Here is a 17,378-nt window from a genome sequence, read left to right on the forward strand (position 1 = left end):
TCCGCATGGAGCGAATACCGTGAAAGTGTTGGAAAAGATAAAGAATTAATTAGAAATCAATCTCATAATACCTGTAACTTAATGATCTATGAAATTGATTTAGAAAATAGAGATTTCAAAAATTTCCGAAAATCAAAAATTACTGTTCGATGCTTTGAACAAGCTCTACTACCTGTTCAGCCGTCTGCATATCCAGCGCTTTTGCAGCAAGCTCTTTCATGTCTGCTTGAGACAGCTTCGTCAGCTGGCTGCGTGCAGGCAGAATTGAAGTTGCGCTCATGCTGAATTCATCCAGGCCAAGACCCAGAAGCAGCGGAATTGCGGTAGCATCCCCTGCCATCTCTCCGCACATACCAACCCAACGGCCTTCGCGATGCGCTGCATCAATGACCATTTTAATCAAACGAAGAATGGATGGGTTATAAGGCTGGTACAGATAAGATACGCGTTCATTCATCCGGTCAGCGGCCATTGTGTACTGGATCAGATCGTTTGTACCGATGCTGAAGAAGTCCACTTCCTTGGCAAATTGATCAGCAAGCACCGCAGTTGAAGGAATTTCAACCATGATTCCAAGCTGAATGCTGTCGGATACTTGAGTACCTTCAGCTACAAGCTTTTCCTTCTCTTCGAGAAGAATCGCTTTTGCTTCACGGAATTCTCCAAGCGTAGCAATCATCGGGAACATAATACGCAGGTTGCCATGTACACTCGCACGAAGCAAGGCACGAAGCTGTGTACGGAAAATGTCTTGACGATCCAGGCATAGACGAACCGCACGGAAGCCCAGGAACGGATTCATTTCTTTTGGAAGATCAAGGTAAGGAAGCTCCTTGTCTCCACCAATGTCGAGCGTACGAACGACAACGGGTTTTCCTTCCATTTTCTCAAGAACGGTTTTGTAGGCGTTGTACTGCACATCTTCAGATGGCAGCTTGTCGCGTCCCATGTACAGGAATTCTGTACGATAGAGACCTACGCCCTCTCCGCCGTTCTCAAGCACTCCCGCCACATCATTAGGAGTACCAATGTTTGCAGCAAGCTCAACATGCACGCCGTCTACCGTAACTGTAGGCTCGTCGCGCAGTTTTCTCCATTCCGCAACTTGTGCAGCATAAGCAGCCTGCTTGGATTTGTATTCTTCCACAACGGAATCCTCAGGATTAATCAGTACATGTCCGTCCAAGCCGTCAACGATGATTAGATCACCATTCTTCGCTTGAGTCAGTACTTCCTTCGTTCCTACGACTGCAGGAATCTCAAGAGATCTGGCCATAATTGCGGAGTGAGAAGTACGACCACCGATATTGGTAGCAAAGCCAAGCACGTATTTACGGTTCAGTTGTGCTGTATCGGATGGAGTCAAATCCTCAGCAAGTACGATCACTTCTTCACTGATCTCTGCCGGATTGACCACTTGTAATCCAAGCAAGTGACCAAGCACACGTTTTGTAACGTCGCGCATGTCAGCTGCACGTTCTTGAAGATATGCACTCTTCATATTTTCAAACATTTGAATGAATGTAGCAGCTGTCTCTTCAAGAGCGAATTCAGCGTTTACTTTTTCATCCGAAATTTTCGATTTAACAGGATCAATAAGTTCTGGGTCATTCAATATCAGCAAGTGAGATTCAAAAATTTCTGCTTTTTTCTCACCCAATTCTTGCAAGGTACGTGCTTTGATTGCCTGGAGCTCGGCTTCGGATTTCTCCAAAGCCGCTTCCAGTTTAGCAATCTCCGCATCAACGTCGGTGATCGAGCGTTTTTCTACAGAGTAATCAGGGTGCTCCAAGATAAACGCCCGGGCAATGGCAATACCCGCCGAGGCAGCAATCCCGGAAACATTAGGCATGAACTTCGCCCAGCCCTTCGTTAACCATCACGTCTGTCAGGGCTTGAATCGCTTGTGCTTCTCCTTCGCCTTCAACGATGATGCTGATTGTGTCGCCTTTTTCAAGACCAAGGGAGAGAACACCCAGAATGGATTTCAATGTTACTTTTTTGCCTTTCGCTTCTGCAAAAGACTCAGCACCTTTAAATTTATTAGCTGTGTTTACAAGTGCTGTTGCAGGGCGTGCATGGATTCCATCTTCGTCAGTAATTCTGAATGTTTGTTGCATAGTTTTCATCCCACTTTCGTCATTTTTTTAGTTGGTTGTGATTACGTCATATACGTATATTACCTGTTACACAGGAGTATCGAACCACAATAGACTGATTTTTCACATCGAATCATGCAGCTGGTAAATGAGTGCAAGATCTAGCCAAACCTTAAGTTTGAACTAGACCTTGCATGAGCTCTTTTACGGCGCTATACATTCAAACGTAAAAATCTCGTCTTATTTGATTGTTATAATTCCCTCTTCGCCTGCTTTCAGTACACCGGATTTATTCAGTGTAACTGTGGATCCTTCCGGCAGGTTAGAGAAAATAATTGGTGAAATAATGGAAGGAGCATGCTCCTTAACATAATTCACGTCAACTTCCATGATCGGTTGACCTGCAGAGACAAGATCTCCCTCAGCAACCAGAACATTAAAGCCTTGGCCTTTCAGCTTCACCGTGTTAACTCCAATGTGAACAAGTACTTCCTTGCCGCCGTCAGACATGATGCCGACCGCATGCTTGCTTGGGAATACATTGAACACTTTACCGTTCACTGGTGATACAATCGTTCCATCATGCGGCAGAATCGCGAATCCATCACCTGTCATTTTCTCCGAAAATACAGGGTCTGGAACTGTCGTAATATCGAGAAGCTCACCGTTGACCGGCATCACGATCTGCTCGTTGATGATCGCTTCACCTGCTTCACCTTGTGCCTGCTCTTCTTCAGGTTTAGGCTCTTCAGCTGCTGGAGCTGGTGCCGGTGTACGCCCCTCCATGATGTCCTTCATTTGGGACTTGATCGTATCGGAACGTGTCCCGAAGATCGCCTGTACGTTGTTACCAACTTCCAATACTCCAGAAGCACCAAGGTCTTTCAAACGCCCTTTATTGACGTTGCCTTTATCTTTAACCTCGATACGAAGTCTTGTGATACATGCATCCAAATGCTTGATGTTATCTGAACCACCAAAGGCTTTTAGAATTTGATGCGGGAGCTCGTCCTTCGATCCTGTATTGTTCGATCCCGTCTCTACTACTTTGTCCTCGCGTCCCGGTGTTTTCAGATTGAATTTCTGAATGACGAAACGGAAACCGAAGTAGTAGATTACCGCAAATACAAGACCTACGACAATAACCAGCCACCAAGGCGTACGGTTTGGCAATACGCCGAACAGCATGAAGTCAATGAATCCGCCGGAGAAGGTCATCCCGATCTTAACGCCGAGAATGTGCATCACCATAAAGGACAAACCTGCAAACACAGCATGAACTGCGAACAAGATTGGTGCTACGAACAGGAATGAGAACTCAAGCGGCTCTGTAATACCTGTCAGGAAGGCTGTCAGTGCACCGGAAACCATCAGGGAACCGACAACTTTCTTGTTCTCTGGCTTCGCTGTGTGGTAGATCGCAAGTGCTGCAGCCGGAAGACCGAACATCATGAACGGATATTTACCTGTCGTAAATGTACCTGCTGTAAATTCTACACCATCACGAAGCTGAGCCATGAATATCTTCTGGTCACCACGAACGAGTTCTCCAGCCTTGTTTACATATTCACCAAACTCAAACCAGAATGGAGAGTAGAAGATGTGATGTAAACCAAACGGAATGAGCGAGCGTTCGATCACACCGAAAATAAAGGCAGCCAGTGTTTTGTTCGTATCAATCATACTTGTAGAAATAAAGTTCATCGCATTTTGAATTGGCGGCCAGATCAATGTTAGAGCCAAACCAATCAGTAGCGCCATCACTGCAGTGATAATTGGAACAAAACGTTTACCTGCAAAGAAGCCAAGGTAGGACGGAAGCTCGATTTTGAAAAACCGATTGTACATCGAGGCAGCCAAGACCCCGATTATGATACCACCGAACACGCCTGTCTGCAAAGTCGGGATACCGAGTACGCTTGCGTAAGCAAAGTCCCCTTGAGTAAGTACGTAATCATTTACACCCATTACGGTGCCCATTGTTACGTTCATAACAAGGTAACCGATAATCGCAGCGAGACCCGCAACGCCGTCTCCACCGGCAAGACCAATTGCTACGCCGACCGCGAACAGCAAGGACAGGTTATCAAAGACAATTTGTCCCGAGTTCATCATGACATTAGCAATGACTTGAATCCAGTGCGCTTCTAGAAAAGGCACATACTGCAGGAAGTCCGGGTTGACCAGAAGGTTCCCGATCCCGAGCAGAAGTCCTGCCGCCGGCAAGATCGCAACCGGAAGCATGACTGCTTTACCGACACGCTGCAACACGCCGAAAAGCTTTTTGAACATGTGTTTCACTCCTTCAAGGATATATGTGTTAGTTGATTTCGAGGAACGCAAAAAAGGCATGAGCGTATAGAGCATGTGTACAACAACCTGTGGGTTATAATGCCCAATAGTGGTCATTGCCAATCATACTTTAATCAACTCATGCCTGATCGAATCAGTAACACGTCAAAAATATTAAGCTGTTAATTGCTACGGTCAACATCATAGCACCAGAAAAAAAAGATTGCAAGCCTTTTCAATCAAAAAATTATTTTAATTTTGAAATAATTTAATAACCACAAGATGTAGATGCAAACTACAATAAGACTCAACATATTGAATAGAAATTTATTCGTTACGCTCCTTTTTTTGGGAAAGACGCTGTAAATGCATCGTCAAATAACTCACCTCGGCGGAGTACACAGGAAGATTAATTCTTCTCTCCATAATCTTCGTCAGCTTCCAAGCAAGCGAATACATCTCCGGATATTCTTGATTAAGCAGTGAATCCAATTTGTAAATCTCGGCTACTTCTTCACCGCGTCGAACCCTTTCGATTGCAAATCTAAGATGGGTCACAAGCCTGGAATAATCCAGAGAATCACGAGGGATACGGTAATCGAGCTGCTCCTCAACCAGAGCCACCAGGTCTGCTATGAGCTTGGAATGCTCTTGCACCTGTGAAATATTCTGATTCGTCATGGCACTATAAATGTGAAGGGCTACAAATCCAATCTCTTCTTTGCCAAGATCCACTCCCAGACGCTTCTCGATCAGCTCGATGGCATACTCCGCAAATTCATACTCCATGGGATACATATCTTTTGTCTCGTACAAAAAAGGATTATGCAATACGATGCCTTGCTCTTTGCGCTTCATAGCAAAGGCAATATGATCGGTCAAGGCAATATGAATATGCTCGTTGAGAGGAACGTTGCTCTTGCTCGTTATATTTAAAATAATATCGTTAATCGTTTCTATTAACTTCTCACTAACACGAGGAACCAGCTGCTTGTATTGCTCCTGCTCCTCCTGCCTAGTTAATATAAACATTTTTTCTACTGCCTGCAGAGGAATTTGATCACCTGATTTGCGATTGAATCCAATCCCTTTGCTGATGATGACTACTTCTTCGTGTTCAGGGTGGGTCGCGATAATCACATTGTTATTCAACACTTTAGCTACCTTCAGGTTCACTTTTGCACCTCTTTTAGCCCCATAATTCGTAATTTTGGCGTGTCGCATCTAAATAAGATACACCACGCTTAAGTTAACAAATTATGAGGCTAAGGTCAATATTTAACCGTTGGAAGTACTAGGCCTAGATAGTTTCTTTGGTAGCAACCACTTCAGCTGGAATCTTCAAATGGTCTATTGCTGCTGGCTCCGAAGGAGCGGTTGGAATTGCCTTTTTGGTAAATCCTTGGATGAGCTGCTCAACATCGATACCTGACACGCTCTTCAGCATTTCAGGAGCTGTTGACATGAGCTCGGTCACGTAATTGCTGACTCTTGCAGCCCCTTCTCCTTTGCCTGTATCAACAACGGTAAGCTTGTCGATGGAGGAGATTGGCTGTGCGATACGCTCAGCAAGCTCAGGCAGCATTTTTACAATGATATCGAGCACAGCCGCTTCGCCGAACTTCTGGAAAGCCTCTGCCAGTTTTTCCTTCGCTTCCGCTTCGGCAAAACCCTTCAGACGGATCACCTCTGCATCTGCTGTACCTTTTGCACGCTCGGCATCCGCGACAGCCTGACCCTCAAGACGCTTCTGCTCAGCTGTAGCCTTTGCTTGTGTTTCAATGGAGTATTGCACAGCATCTGCTTCGCGCATTCTTTTGGCCTTGTCGGCTTCTGCCGCCTGCTCTACCGCATAACGATCTGCCTCGGCCTTCTTCTTCACTTCTGCATCATATTGCTTCTCACGCACCGTAATTTCCTTTTCCTGAAGATCAATTTCACGCTCTTTACGTACGAGCTCTACCTTCATTTGCTCCTCGACCATCGTCTGTCTCGCACGGGCTTCTTGAATGTGGTAAGCCTGATCCGCTTCTGCTTTTGCCGTATCTTGATCTTTCTTAAAGGACGCGACCTTCAACTCTTTTTCTTTGGCTGCTTCTGCGATATTTGTATCCCGGAGTAGTTCCGCTTTCTGCCCTTGTTCTTCTGCATTCGCTTTTTGGATTCTCGCATCTCGTACGGCTTCCGCCTCCGCAATCTCTGCATCCCGTTTCACCATGGCAATTCGGGGCTTACCGAGCGCATCAAGATATCCGTGCTTGTCGCGAACATCTTTAATTGTAAAAGATACGATGGTCAAGCCCATCTTCTTCAAATCTCTTGCCGCCACGCCCTGAACCTCTTGAGCAAATCGATCCCGGTTACGGTACACTTCTTCTACCGTCATTGAGCCGAGAATCGCACGCAGATGACCTTCGAGCACTTCCTGAGCTTCGCTTTTCAAAGCTTCAATTGGTTTACCAATAAATTGTTCTGCCGCTGTAGCCACATCTTCAATCGAACTGCCGACCTTGATGATGGCTACTCCATCTGCAATAACCGGTACTCCCTGCTCGGTATATACTTCAGGTGTTGTTACATCGAGCTTATGGGATAATAGTGATATGAACTCCGACTGCTGGAATACCGGCCATATAAAAGTACCTCCGCCGCGAACAATCTTTATTTCCCGTCCTGATTCATCACTAGATATATTCTTCCTTCCAAGAAAGGAGCCGGTAACAATCATTGCTTCGTCTGGACCTACGGTCTTGTATCTCGCCCAGAAGGCGATACCGAGGATTAAAATTACAATCACTACAATTGCGGGAATAAGTAAAGATTCTTGCATGAAATCTGGCATTCTCATCTCTCCTCTAAGTTTAATATATCTTTGCTACAAACTGTCTAACTCCGCTACACGCAGTACGCCATCCGCAACCTCCACAACTACGACCCTGGTACCTGCCGTAATCGGTTTGGCTTCAAAGCTGGAAGCGGTATGAAGGGTATTTCCACTTACGAGCTTAATCATCACTTCACCATAACCCTTCTCTGGAACGGGAACAGTGATCTCGCCAATCTTTCCAGCAAGCTCTCGCATGGAAAAACCGGTCGACACTTCGCTGTTTCGTGCAGGCCTTATGTAAGCAAAAAACACAGTCAACGCCCCAAGTACGCCGAACAACAGGGATAGCAGCACATGACCGGCTGTGTCTAGCTCGGTATACTTCATCAGCAGAATACCCGCTCCCCCAAAGGTGGTGATCGCACTCGCGATGACTGTGGAATTCAAAAATTCAACACCTGCCAGCTCAAATGAACCTTCCAGCAAACCATCAAACAAATCTCCGAATAAGACGCTAACAAGTGCAAATATTGCGCCCCCGATCAGGCAAGCCCAGTATAACGTCTCCATATTTCACCTCCCTCAGATCTTGGATGCACATGTCAATATATACGTATGGATTAGGTAAATGTTTCAAAATTATGAAGGGAGAGCTAATTGAGGTGTGGATAAGGAAAGTGAGCATGGGATCGATAGCTGCGGTTGACGGATTGTTCCTCAGATCGCGAATTGCCTTTGGATTCTCTTGATCTTATCAAACATTCAACGGTTAGAAATCCAAAGACAAAAAGCGAACGCTCCGCTTCTTCTGTAACAATTCCGTCCTCCTTCGCTTGCCCATGCTCTCTCGAAATATCTAGACCCGCTCAATTACCTCCCTGGATGGGAGGGTAAAGCGGAAGGAGTGGGCATGGGATCAATAGCTGCGGTTGACGTATTGTTCCTCAGATCATTTTCTTAATGCATGCCAAACAGCCCTTTGCATATTAAACAAGTGCAAAGGGCTGTTGGTTATGTTTTTTTACAAGGATGCTTTATAAATTTCTACTACATCCTCGCGCTGCAATTTATTGAAGTTACCAAACGGTCCAAAGCGCATCGCTTTATCTGCCATCACATCAATTTGACTCGCGTCAATATCATAGTCTGCCAAACGGTTTGGTGCGCCGATGCTTGTCCAGAATGAGCTCAGTGCATCGATTCCCTCGAGTGCAATCTGCTCATCGCTCTTGCCTTCCGGATTCACATCAAACACATTAATCGCAAGACGCTTAAATCGGGATACATCGACATGCAGGTTATGCTTCATCCAGTTCGGGAACAGAATCGCAAGCCCTCCGCCATGCGGAATGTCATAAACGGCAGACACGGCGTGCTCGATATTGTGCGTAGCCCAGTCGCCTGCAAGACCCATGCTCAGTATATTGTTCAGCGCCATCGTACCGCAGTACAGAATGGTTTCACGCAGCTCATAATTCTCCAGATCGTTAATCAGCTTAGGAGCTGCCTCGATCACCGTACGCAGGATCGTTTCACAGAAGCCCAATTGTACCGGAGTATTCGTATCCAGATGGAAGTAATGCTCCAATGTATGAGACATCATATCTACCATGCCATACACGGTTTGATCTTGAGGTACGGAGAAGGTATGCACCGGATCCAGAATTGAAAAGGCAGGGAATACTAGCGGACTTCCCCAGCCCAGCTTCTCCTGCGTTTCTTGATTCGTAATAACCGAGCCGCTGTTCATCTCTGAACCCGTTGCGGCCATCGTCAGTACTGTAGCCAGCGGCAATGCGGCTTCCGGCTTCGCCTTACGCTCTGCAAAGTCCCACATGCTTCCATCGTATTTAGCACCGACGGCAATCGCTTTGGCACAGTCAATTACACTACCTCCGCCAACAGCCAGAATCAGATCAATATCGTGTTCTTTGCAAAGGTCTGCTCCTGTATGTACTGTCGACAGGCGAGGATTCGGCTCAACGCCGGCCAGTTCATGAACCTCAGCTCCGATTTCAGACAACAGCTGAATGACTTGGTCATAAAGACCATTACGTTTTATACTGCCACCGCCGTAAACAAGCAGCACCTTGTTCCCGTATTTAGGGACTTCGGTTTTTAGTGCTGCAAGCTGACCTTTACCAAAGATCAGGCGTGTAGGATTATGAAATTGAAAAGCTCTCATTGTAAGATTCGCCTCCAAGCATACATTTTGATAGTGATACACTTCTTATTATAGGATCATTTGTTTCCAAAAAACAAACTTCCGCATCGTTCCTTAGGAAAAAGCAAAGCCCATCCCTAACAAGGGACAGGCTTGCATTGCAACTAAAGATGAGGCTTCTATTCCGTTATTCCGTATAACCTAGATGCTGTACAAAGCGACGGAATGCTTTTTTACCAGCTTCATCTCGTTTGTATACACCGGCGTGCTCGAGAATTTGAGCAAATTTATTGCCTGCTTCTTCCTGTACTCGGGCCACAGCCGCTTCCTTAGACAGAGCAGCACCGTACTTCTCAATCAGAGCGTGGATCCATTCTGTATGCTTGTGAAGATCAGACGCTTCATCGCCGACAGCTGATTTCAGAAGCTCATCATCACCAGTCAATATATCCGCGATAAGATCCAATTCTTCTTTTAGTCGTCCAGGCAGAATCGCGAGGCCCATGACTTCGATCAGACCGATATTTTCTTTCTTCAGATGGTGCATTTCACGATGGGGATGGAAGATTCCCTCCGGATACTCTTCACTTGTACGGTTATTGCGGAGAACGAGATCCATCTCATATCCCCCGTCTGCCGCACGCCGCACAATCGGTGTTACCGTATTGTGAGGTACCTTCTGACCATCCTGCTCCGTATGTGACAGAATATCTACCTCTGGATCACTGTACACCTTCCATGCCTCATAAATATCATTTGCCGCTTCAAGCAAGACCGCTTGATCCTGGGAAGAGAGTCTCAGCACAGACATCGGCCATTTTACAAGACTCAGTGAAACGCCTGGAGCCGCATCATTATGGAACACAGCCTCCTGCACTGCATTTTGAATCGCAAATGTATGTCTTCCACCCTGGAAATGATCATGCGTCAATATGCTTCCGCCCACGATGGGAAGATCCGCGTTAGAACCGATGAAATAATGTGGGTATTGATCCACAAATCCAAGCAGGCGGCGCAGCGTATCCTTCGTCAGCTTCATTGGTACATGGTCATGATGGAACACGATACAGTGCTCGTTATAGTAAACATAAGGAGAGTATTGGAACAGCCACTTCTCATCATTCAGCGTAAGCGGAATGGTTCTCAGGTTCTGACGAGCAGGATGATTAATCCGGCCTCTGTAGCCTACATTCTCACGGCAGAGCTGACACTTAGGATATACAGGCGGCGGAAGCAGCTTAGCCATCGCAATTTCTTTTGGACTTTTTTCCGGCTTGGACAGATTAATCGTAATCTCGATCTCTCCATATTCCGTAGGCTGCTTCCAATACACATTCTTCGAGATGCGATCCATGCGAATATAGTTGGAATCGATGGACAGTTCATAGAACCGGCTCGTTGCGGCCTCTATTCCCTTCTCTGCCTGAATCTCACGGAACTCCCGAATCACTTCAGAAGGACGAGCCATCACCAGTCCCATGATCTTCGCATCCAGCAAGTCCCTGTACGTATCCGTATTCTCCGGAATGAGTCCGATCTCATAACCGTAATCGATCAGCACATCAATCAGCGGCTGTGGTCCAGACAGCTCAGATTCATCCATCGTGCCTGCATAAGGCTCGTCAAGATCAAACAAACTCAGCAGCTGGTTACGGCTATAATCATAATCTGCATCCTCGATCAGATGACGTCTTGCTGCAAACAATACCAAACGTTCTATGGCATGAAGCGCTTCTTGTGCAGCGGATGACTGCTTATTCTGTTTCTCTCCTGCATTCGTATTCACGTTCATCTCTGCCATTTGCTTACTCCCCTTTTTGGTTAGTGCTGTACCCATCCGGATGGGATTGATGCCAGCTCCAAGCACTCGCAATGACCTTGTCCAGATCTGTATATTTTGGCTCCCAGCCAAGCACTGCCCGGGCTTTATCTGAGGAAGCAACCAGTACCGCAGGGTCACCTGCACGACGTGCTTCCATGACGACCGGAATGTCGAGGCCAGTTACTTTCTTCGCTGTTTCGATCACCTCTTTGACGCTGAACCCTTGACCGTTGCCAAGATTGAACACGTTACTCTCTTCACCCTTGCGCAGATAGTCCACAGCACGAAGGTGCGCATCGGCAAGATCGCTTACGTGGATATAGTCACGGATACAGGTTCCGTCTTCAGTAGCATAATCGTCTCCAAAAATCGCAATATGCTTGCGCTGCTTCAAGGCCGTTTGGAGCACTAGCGGAATCAGATGGCTCTCCGGCTGGTGATCTTCTCCAATCTTACCGCTGTCATGGGCACCGGCTGCATTAAAGTACCGAAGGGATACATACTTGATGCCAAGCACTTTATCAAACCAGGACATCATGCGCTCCATCATGAGCTTGGTCTCACCATATACATTGGTCGGCTCTGTGCGGTCGCTTTCCTCGATAGGTACTTTTTCAGGCTCACCGTACGTTGCAGCCGTAGAGGAGAAGACAATTCGTTTAACGTCTGCATCCTTCATCGCCTCGAGCAGAGACAATGTACCGAACACATTGTTATCATAGTATTTTCCTGGGTTTTGCATACTTTCACCGACAAGGGAATTCGCTGCAAAGTGAATGACTGCATCAATCTCGTTCTCGGAGAACAGCTTCGCCAGCACCTCCTTATCCCGAAGATCTCCCTCGTATAGCTTACCGCCAAGGAGGGCCTCCCGGTGACCTGTCTGCAAATTATCAAGCACAACCACTTCCTCACCGCGCTCAAGCAGCGCTGCAACGGTATGAGAACCGATATAACCTGCTCCACCTGTTACTAGAATCGCCATCGTATTACGCCTCCCCTTTCAATTCTTTAACGCCGTCGCCAACGCCGCATACATAGAAATCTCCAGTGAGTCCAGTCCGTTCCTTGTACGCTGCACCAACCTCCTGCACAAACCGATCCACATCGTTCTCATGCACAAGGGATACGGTACATCCACCGAAGCCTGCACCTGTCATGCGGCTGCCGAGTGTACCTGGAATTTTGCGAGCCTCTTCAACCATCACGTCGAGCTCTTCACAGCTTACTTCGTAGAGGTCACGCAAGGAATCATGAGAAGCATTCATCAGCTCCCCGAAAGCTTGGAGGTCCCCGCTGCTAAGTGCATCTACTGAGGCCAGCACACGAGCATTCTCTTCCACAACGTGCTTGGTCCGTTTCTTCAGAATGTCATCTCCCAAAGCTGACTCCAATTCACTGTATTGCGCTGGAGTAAGCTCTGCCAGATAGGACAGTGAAGGCAGCTGCTCCTTCAGAATAGCCAGGGACTGATCGCATTGCTGACGTCTCTCGTTGTAAGCTGAATCTACAAGACCGCGGCGTTTATTCGTGTTGCCAATAATCAGCTTGTAATCTCCCGTACGGAATGGCACATGCTTGTATTCAAGTGTGTCACACATCAGCAGAATGGCATGGTCTTCTGCACCGTTCGCTACCGCAAACTGGTCCATAATGCCGCTGTTCACTCCAACATACTGGTTCTCAGCGCGCTGAGAGAGCAGTGATATTTCAACTGTGTCCACCTTGCCTCCTTCAAGTGTAAGCAATGCGTATGCAGTTACTACTTCGATTGAAGCAGAAGAGGACAGCCCTGCGCCGTTCGGAATCTCGCCATGGAACATCAGGTCGTAGCCTTTTGTGATGCTCGTGCCTGCCTTAATGATCTCAACCATTACACCGATCGGATAATCGATCCACTCGCCTGATTTTTCCTTGCCGATATCCTCCACCTTGATTACCGCTTCATGCGAAAGGTTGGTGGAATAAAAATGGATCTCGTCATCCTGGCGTTCGCGAATGATCAGCGTTGTTCCGAATTCAAGTGCGGCAGGGAGAACATAGCCTCCGTTATAATCGATATGCTCACCGATCAGGTTCACACGTCCAGGCGCGTTAAACACGCGGATTTCAGCAGAATTTTCACCATATTTTTCAGTAAACTGTTGTTTGAGTTGTTGTACGTTCATTAACCTTCACCTCTTTGTAAAAGTTGTTTTAAGCTTAATCAAAGTATACATGGAAGCGTTATTAACGGTAATGTATGCATGTGTTGAATCTATGGACAAATGTGACTACGGATAACTTGAATACATGGAAAACACTGGTTTTCATTCATATGTACTCCCTGCTTTTTATGGTATACTAATGACGTGATACCTATACTTTTACGTACATTATTGCTCTGTAAGTCCGCTTGCAGAAGAAAGGAAACACCCAATAATGCAGGATTCATATTCAGTAGCTTCCAATCCCGTCGATTACGAGAATAGTCCGCTGCACGTCCTCTTCGTTGGCGAGAGCCAAACCAAACCGGGACATGCGCTGGGACCGAAAATATATGATTACTACCTTCTTCATTATGTGGAGTCAGGCAAGGGTGTTTTTCGTACAGAGAGCCGCACTTACCATTTGTCCGCAGGGCATATTTTTTTGATTCATCCTTCGGAGCTGGTTAGTTATGTATCCAACGAGGAGGAGCCCTGGCGCTATCGCTGGATGGCTTTTACGGGCAGGGAGGCCGATAAGCAGGTGAAGGACGCCGGGTTCAGTCTTGATCAGCCAGTGATTACAACCGCGCAGGACAGTAGAATGTCGTCACTCCTATCCACGATGCAGAATGCCTTTTTCGAAAAAAAGGAAAGTGCTCACCTCACCTCCATCGGCTGCTTATATCTGATCTTCGCTGAGGCCAAAGAAAGGCTTGTGCTCGAGTCTGCAGTAGCCATGACGGATTCTCAGGTAGGCCGGACGGTGAAGCAGATGATTCAATACATGTCGACTCAGTATGCCCATCCGATCTCCATCGAACAAATGAGTGCAAGCTTGGGTTATAATCGCGCTTATTTGTCCCGTATTTTCAAAAAAGAAATCGGACTCTCGCCAGTCACGTATTTGCTGAAGCTGAGGATTGATAAGTCCAGACAGCTGCTTAGAGAACGGCCTGAGCTGTCCATAGAACAGATATCTGCCTCTGTCGGGCTGCCGGATGCACTGTATTTCTCGAGACAATTCAAACGGTTCTATAGACACTCCCCCAGCGCATATCGCAAACAGATGCAGGAGCAGTCCAATGGAACCTCTCCAGACTAAAGTCATGCGCATACTTGAGCATATTCTACTTACTAAATAGTAAAAAGCCTGCCTATGAATTTGATCATAAGGCAGGCTTGTTCTTTTGTCACGATAGAAACAATAGAATCAGGATCGAGTCCTATCCCCTTAGCTGTCTTTACGCAGGATCGATTCGATATCTGCTAATTCTTCGGGAGAGAAGTCCAGGTTGTTAAGAACCGCTACATTCTCTTCGATCTGGCTCGGGCGGCTTGCTCCAATCAATGCAGAAGTCACTCTTCCTTCTCTAAGCACCCATGCGAGGGCTAACTGAGCAAGACTTTGACCGCGGGAAGCAGCCACCTGGTTTAAGGCACGTACTTTACGCAGTGTTTCTGGTGTGATCTGAGTCTCATTCAAGAAGACAGAGCTGCTCTTGGCTCTGGAATCTTCAGGAACTCCATTCAGATACTTGCTCGTCAGCACCCCTTGCTCAAGCGGGCAAAAAGCGATGCTTCCCACACCATTTTCCGTCAATACGTCCTGAAGTCCGTCTTCAATCCAGCGGTCCAGCATAGAATAACGAGGTTGGTGAATAAGTAGAGGGGTGCCCAGCTTATTCAGAATATGTACAGCTTCCTTCGTTTTTTCAGCTGAATAATTCGAGATCCCGACATACAATGCCTTGCCGGAACGAACGATATGATCAAGCGCCTGCATTGTCTCTTCCAGCGGAGTGTCTGGATCAAACCGGTGAGAGTAAAAAATATCGACATAGTCCAGTCCCATACGCTTCAAGCTCTGATCCAGGCTCGAGATCAAATATTTGCGTGATCCCCATTCACCGTAAGGTCCCTGCCACATATGATAACCGGCCTTCGTCGAGATAATCAATTCATCCCGATAAGGCTTCAAATCTTGAGCGAGCACCTGTCCAAACAATTGTTCAGCAGAACCAGGTGGGGGCCCATAATTGTTAGCCAGATCAAAATGAGTGATCCCCAGATCAAATGCTCGTCTAATCATGTCTCTGCCATTCTCAAGCGAATTGATTCCGCCAAAATTATGCCATAATCCAAGGGAAATGGCCGGCAGTTTAAGTCCCGAGCGGCCTACCCGGTTATATTTCATTTCATCATAACGTCTATGATCAGCTACATATGCCATATCTCATCTTCCTCCTGTAATAAATCGATTAAAATGTATCTTCCATTTCATTTATTCATGATAGACCCAAAACTACAGCTTGACAAGAAAACGTTTACAGATAGTGTATATCATTCTTATTTCCCCGACAGCAAAAGAACCCCCTTTCGCTAATCAAGAAAGGCAGGCTCATGACAAATTGTTATAATTTTGTGTTTACTTGGTCCAGTACACGGCCAATGGGTTCGGTAATCAGCAGATCGGCCCTGCTGTCATAAGGCGTGGGTGTAGCATTTAGCAATACGGTATGTCTGCCTTGAAAATAGGTCACGAGCTGTGCAGCAGGCTGAACGGTTAACGAGGTTCCTCCGATAATCATCAGATCGGCTTCAGACAGCGCATCTACAGCATGGTAAAGTGTCGTCTGATCAAGCGACTCTCCGTACAGCACGACATCGGGCTTAATAATACCATTGCATTTATTACACTTAGGAACTAATGATTCGGATGCAAATATGGCATCAAGATCATAGAAATGGGCACAGTCCATACAGTAGTTGCGATGAACCGATCCGTGAAGCTCATGTACCTTCCCGCACCCTGCCGCCTGATGCAGACCATCAATATTCTGCGTAATGACAGCCGACAGCTTCCCTTCCTTCTCCAGACGGGCAAGCAAACGGTGCGCACCGTTAGGCTTGGCACGAGGGTGAAGCATTTTGGAACGATAAAAATCATAGAAAATGTCCGGATGCAGCATAAAAAAATCAATACTTAACAGCTCCTCAGGTGAGTAGGGAGAATGCTGTTCTGTCTGATAAATCCCGGCAGCAGATCGAAAATCTGGAATTCCACTCTCAGTGGATGTGCCTGCTCCGCCAAAAAACACGATTTTGTTACTCTCACGAATCCACGTTATCAATGGTTCAAACGCATCAGCCATTATCTTGCCCTCCCTTCAGCAGAATTTGATCATAATGGGTAATCACGGTATCGGCATGCTTCAAATAGGATGTATTTCCTGATGGGACAATGCCGATATTCAGCTGAGTACCTGCACTTCTTCCCATTTGCATATCTCCGTTACTGTCACCGATGACAGCCAGCTGCTCAGGAGAAAGTCCAAGTGCTGCACAAGCCGCATGCACACTTTCAGGATCAGGCTTGCTGCTCGTTACCCGGTCAGATCCAATTATAACATCAAAATAGTCGAGAACATCCAGCCATTCAAGATGCAATGCAGCATTTGAAGTTAAATCTGCAGTCACTACACCCAGCAAGAGCCCCTGTGTCTTGCAACGGTCCAGAAACGGAATCAGTCCGTCCAGTGGAATTGCATGTTCCTTGTTTATCGAATCGTTGGCTCTCGCGCTAATCTCACGAATACAGGTTACTGCATCATTCCAAGGCATACCGGCTGCATACAGCTGCCAGGCAAGCACTGCGGTAGACTCGCTTACCGTCGCAATTGCAAACGGTCCTTCGGCATCATAACCTGCAACCTTTCCTTGCGCATCATACCTGGTCCCCAGCACCTGCTCCCGCTGTCCAGTAAAGCTCTTACCCATTCCAGCCAACTGAGCTTCCAGTGCATCCAGCACATAATCTCCCCAAGGAGTCCACAATGCCTCTATGTCCAGAAGCGTTCCATCTTTATCGAATAAAATTCCCGAAATATTTGCTTCCTTCTGTCCGACCTTTAATAGAGCGATTTGAATCACTTCCTCTTTAAGTGACTTAAAAATTCTGACCGAGTGCTCGGTCAGAATTCATAAG

At 46.7% G+C, this 17,378-nt stretch carries 14 protein-coding genes; 1 reads left to right on the forward strand and 13 read right to left on the reverse strand.

The features are described from left to right. Positions 1-139: 139 nt before the first annotated feature. The 10 genes from ptsP to PUW25_RS19690 form a co-directional block, all read right to left on the reverse strand. Positions 140-1,852, reverse strand: a complete 1,713-nt coding sequence (gene ptsP / locus PUW25_RS19645) for a phosphoenolpyruvate--protein phosphotransferase (protein WP_047913272.1) — start codon at positions 1,850-1,852, stop codon at positions 140-142. Continuing rightward, complete coding sequence (locus PUW25_RS19650; protein WP_047913273.1) at positions 1,845-2,120, reverse strand: HPr family phosphocarrier protein; 276 nt, start codon at positions 2,118-2,120, stop codon at positions 1,845-1,847. The genes ptsP and PUW25_RS19650 overlap by 8 nt, the downstream gene beginning before the upstream one ends. A gap of 219 nt (positions 2,121-2,339) precedes the next feature. Beyond that, the gene (gene ptsG / locus PUW25_RS19655) at positions 2,340-4,391 is read right to left on the reverse strand and encodes a glucose-specific PTS transporter subunit IIBC (protein WP_047913274.1); all 2,052 of its coding nucleotides are present in this window, start codon (positions 4,389-4,391) and stop codon (positions 2,340-2,342) included. Positions 4,392-4,718: 327 nt separating this feature from the next. Beyond that, positions 4,719-5,615, reverse strand: coding sequence for a glucose PTS transporter transcription antiterminator GlcT (gene glcT, locus PUW25_RS19660; protein WP_047913275.1), 897 nt, complete (start codon positions 5,613-5,615; stop codon positions 4,719-4,721). Between the two features lie 76 nt (positions 5,616-5,691). Then, positions 5,692-7,221 carry a flotillin lipid rafts scaffold protein FloT gene (locus tag PUW25_RS19665; protein ID WP_205054887.1) on the reverse strand — a complete coding sequence of 510 codons (1,530 nt, stop codon included), beginning with the start codon at positions 7,219-7,221 and terminating at the stop codon, positions 5,692-5,694. Positions 7,222-7,266: 45 nt separating this feature from the next. Beyond that, on the reverse strand, positions 7,267-7,788 hold the full coding sequence (locus PUW25_RS19670; RefSeq protein WP_047913276.1) for an NfeD family membrane protein: 522 nt from the start codon (positions 7,786-7,788) through the stop codon (positions 7,267-7,269). Positions 7,789-8,239: 451 nt separating this feature from the next. After that, positions 8,240-9,403, reverse strand: coding sequence for an iron-containing alcohol dehydrogenase (locus PUW25_RS19675; RefSeq protein WP_047913277.1), 1,164 nt, complete (start codon positions 9,401-9,403; stop codon positions 8,240-8,242). A gap of 166 nt (positions 9,404-9,569) precedes the next feature. Next, positions 9,570-11,174: a UDP-glucose--hexose-1-phosphate uridylyltransferase gene (locus PUW25_RS19680; RefSeq protein WP_047913351.1), complete on the reverse strand. Its 1,605-nt coding sequence runs from the start codon at positions 11,172-11,174 to the stop codon at positions 9,570-9,572. A 13-nt stretch (positions 11,175-11,187) separates the two neighbouring features. Then, the gene (galE, locus tag PUW25_RS19685) at positions 11,188-12,189 is read right to left on the reverse strand and encodes a UDP-glucose 4-epimerase GalE (RefSeq protein WP_047913278.1); all 1,002 of its coding nucleotides are present in this window, start codon (positions 12,187-12,189) and stop codon (positions 11,188-11,190) included. 4 nt (positions 12,190-12,193) lie between these two features. Further along, the gene (locus PUW25_RS19690) at positions 12,194-13,372 is read right to left on the reverse strand and encodes a galactokinase (protein ID WP_047913279.1); all 1,179 of its coding nucleotides are present in this window, start codon (positions 13,370-13,372) and stop codon (positions 12,194-12,196) included. Positions 13,373-13,625: 253 nt separating this feature from the next. On the opposite strand from PUW25_RS19690, the gene PUW25_RS19695 reads away from it, so the two are divergent. Next, positions 13,626-14,495: an AraC family transcriptional regulator gene (locus tag PUW25_RS19695; protein WP_047913280.1), complete on the forward strand. Its 870-nt coding sequence runs from the start codon at positions 13,626-13,628 to the stop codon at positions 14,493-14,495. 129 nt (positions 14,496-14,624) lie between these two features. On the opposite strand, the gene mgrA is transcribed toward PUW25_RS19695, so the two are convergent. From mgrA to PUW25_RS19710, 3 genes are all read right to left on the reverse strand, one after another. Then, entirely contained in the window at positions 14,625-15,623 is a 999-nt protein-coding gene (gene mgrA, locus PUW25_RS19700) for an L-glyceraldehyde 3-phosphate reductase (protein WP_047913281.1), read from the reverse strand. A gap of 181 nt (positions 15,624-15,804) precedes the next feature. Continuing rightward, positions 15,805-16,545, reverse strand: a complete 741-nt coding sequence (locus tag PUW25_RS19705) for an NAD-dependent protein deacylase (protein WP_047913282.1) — start codon at positions 16,543-16,545, stop codon at positions 15,805-15,807. Further along, a complete protein-coding gene (locus PUW25_RS19710) occupies positions 16,538-17,323 on the reverse strand; it encodes an HAD family hydrolase (RefSeq protein ID WP_274337438.1) in 786 nt (261 codons plus the stop codon). Before PUW25_RS19710 ends, PUW25_RS19705 begins: the two co-directional genes overlap by 8 nt. Between the last annotated feature and the right edge of the window lie 55 nt (positions 17,324-17,378).

The organism is Paenibacillus urinalis (assembly GCF_028747985.1).
GTDB lineage: Bacteria > Bacillota > Bacilli > Paenibacillales > Paenibacillaceae > Paenibacillus > Paenibacillus urinalis.